Source organism: Treponema sp. R80B11-R83G3 (assembly GCF_054786115.1).
This window is the reverse complement of the sequence record NZ_BDHF01000145.1, coordinates 1-2,554: the sequence shown is the minus strand read 5'-3', so window position 1 is coordinate 2,554 and position 2,554 is coordinate 1. Positions and strand designations below refer to the sequence as shown.

2 protein-coding genes are annotated in these 2,554 nt (G+C 38.6%); one reads left to right on the top strand and one right to left on the bottom strand.

The window, feature by feature from the left end:
* Positions 1 to 553: 553 nt before the first annotated feature.
* The gene (locus tag ACYVRH_RS11715) at positions 554 to 1,552 is read left to right on the top strand and encodes a radical SAM protein (RefSeq protein ID WP_461257097.1); all 999 of its coding nucleotides are present in this window, start codon (positions 554 to 556) and stop codon (positions 1,550 to 1,552) included.
* Here ACYVRH_RS11715 and ACYVRH_RS11710 read toward each other — a convergent pair.
* The coding region (locus ACYVRH_RS11710; protein ID WP_461257096.1) for a hypothetical protein at positions 1,535 to 2,554 on the bottom strand (1,020 nt) is incomplete at its 5' end. The genes ACYVRH_RS11715 and ACYVRH_RS11710 overlap by 18 nt on opposite strands.

Sequence of the window (2,554 nt, the reverse complement as noted above, 5' to 3'; positions counted from 1 at the left end):
GATATAATTTTGACACTGGTGTTTTTTTTAAGTTGCTAAATTATAATAAAATACCATAGATTATAAAAATGAACAAATAGAAATCAACTGACAAAAATTATTTATTTAGTGTATAATTCACACATATAATCATGTTTTAAATAGGAAGGGAAAAAATGCCAACTGAAAACTCTGATAGGCGAAGTGTTTATCGTCAAAGAAAAAAAAGCGGATGCTGTCCAAGATGCGGAAGCAAGGTAAGTAAAAGAAGTAAATATATCTATTGTGATGACTGTCGCGAGTTTTTTCGTAATTACAATAGTGAAACTTCGGAAAAGATAAATAAAATACGAAAAAAACGTTATGATCTGCGGAAAAAGAAACATCAGTGTCCACGTTGCGGCAAAGCTCTTGGAAAAAAATACGATAAAACAATTTGCGAAGATTGTTTAAAAAAACAATACAAGTATAATTACGGAAAAAAAAGACCTAACAAAAAATAAGCAAATTATTTGTTCGTAATATCGAAAATTTTATCTTTCAGGCAAGTCTAATTTACTTCGTAAATATTTTAATGTTACAATTTATTATGGAAAGCTCCTGCTTGACGCATTACAAATCTTGCCGCCTATGTCCGCGAAACTGCGGAGTTGACCGCCTTGCGGGGGAGATTGGCTTTTGCGGAGAAACTTCCGAATTAAGAATCGGGGCGGCTGTAATTCACAAAGGCGAGGAGCCTCCGCTTGTTGGAACAGGCGGTTCGGGAACAATTTTTATCAGCGGTTGTAATTTAGGGTGCGCTTTTTGCCAAAATTACCAAATTTCGCAAGGCGAAGATGAAAACGGTTTAGAAAACGCCAAGAGTCTGGGCATAAGCCTTGGCAGAACCGTATCTTCGCAGGAGTTTGCGGAAATTTGCGCCGCGTTATGCGAAAAGGGAGCGGAAAATATCAATATTGTAACGGGGAGCCATGCGGTGCCGGGACTTATTGAAGGATTTATCGCAATGAGAAAAGCGGGCGTACAACTTCCAATACTGTGGAATTCCTCAGGTTATGACGGAATGGAATCGCTGGAACTGTTAAAGGACTATGTTGACATTTACCTTCCCGACTTAAAAACGTTGGATAGCGAAGTATCGGCAAAATTTTTTAACGCGCCGGATTATCCTGATGTGGCTGCGGCTGCTGTTTTAAAAATGATTGAATTTGCGGGAAAAAAGTTCTCTAAGGGTGCGCGTGAAAAAGTTATTATCCGGCATCTCATTCTACCGGGCTATCTTGACTCTACGCGTTCCGTACTGCGCTGGTTTGCAGATAACGCTAAAGAGCGCGCTATGCTTTCTTTGATGACGCAATATACGCCTATCCCAAACAGAAGACGGCAAATGCCGCAACGTTATTTATCGGCGGAAGAATATAAAACAGTTATCAAGTGGCTTGACGAATTTAAAATAGAAGACGGTTTTTGTCAGGAGCTTGTAACCGGCAGTGATTGGCTGCCGGATTTCAAGCGTCATAATCCGTTTTCATCGGAACTTTCTGTGCCGGTTTGCCTACCAGCCAAACTTTAACCCAACATTTACGCCCAAACCGCCGCCGGTCCAACTCTGAGCAGCAGTCTGCGATCTAAAATCAACTCCAATATCAAACTCAAAAGCTCTAAGATTAAGAGCTATACCAAGACTGTTTACAAACATACGATCCGTGTAATTAAGTCCGGCTTTAACAAGAAACAAGTTGGCCAAACTTAAACATCCATTAATGCCTATTTCCAAAGAAGCCGGTTCATAATAAAGAGTGTTAATGCAGAAGCCAAGTACCGGAGTTACAGTAAGAAATTTTGTCCCAAATGGCCGCCAATTCGCGTATGCAATCATTTTAAAAGGACGAAATACCTGGATTTCATCTTTACCATCACTGGAATCATCTTTTGGTTCAAAAGAAGATAAGAAACCATTACCATCGCTATCATCATCATCAATAAATTTTATAGGTTCATCACTGCCAACTCTTCCTTTTATCTGCTTATAATCTGAAATTCTTGACGAAAATAAAGGAATATGGATTAAGTCTAAACCAACGTCAAAATCTAAAAGCGGCGATTTTTGGTCTAATCCAAGTTTTTTGGCAAGCTGATATTCACCGCTAATACTGAAATCAAATCCCGGCTTTGAAGTTAAGTAGAAGCTATCACTATCCAATGGAAATCCGGTATATAACCGCATATCATAATCAACGCACAGTACAGTCCCCTTTGAATAATCCAGCGTATACACAAGACCTGATGATGCTTTAGGCGACGGAGTTAAATATGCAAGGGTATAAAATAATGAAGGATTAATATTTATATTTAATTCCGGTACGCTTAAATCCTTCATATTAAATAATGTATCTATCGTTATTGAAGCAAATAAAGCGCCGGATAGGTCTGAGTTTTCCTTAACAGCTTGGCTAATGGAAAGCATCTTTCCTGAAATCCCAAGGATACCCACTCCTTCCGTATTGGTAGATAAACCAAAACCCCATCCGTCTTTAGATTTAAAAGAAAAATAAAATGGGGTAACATTTAAACC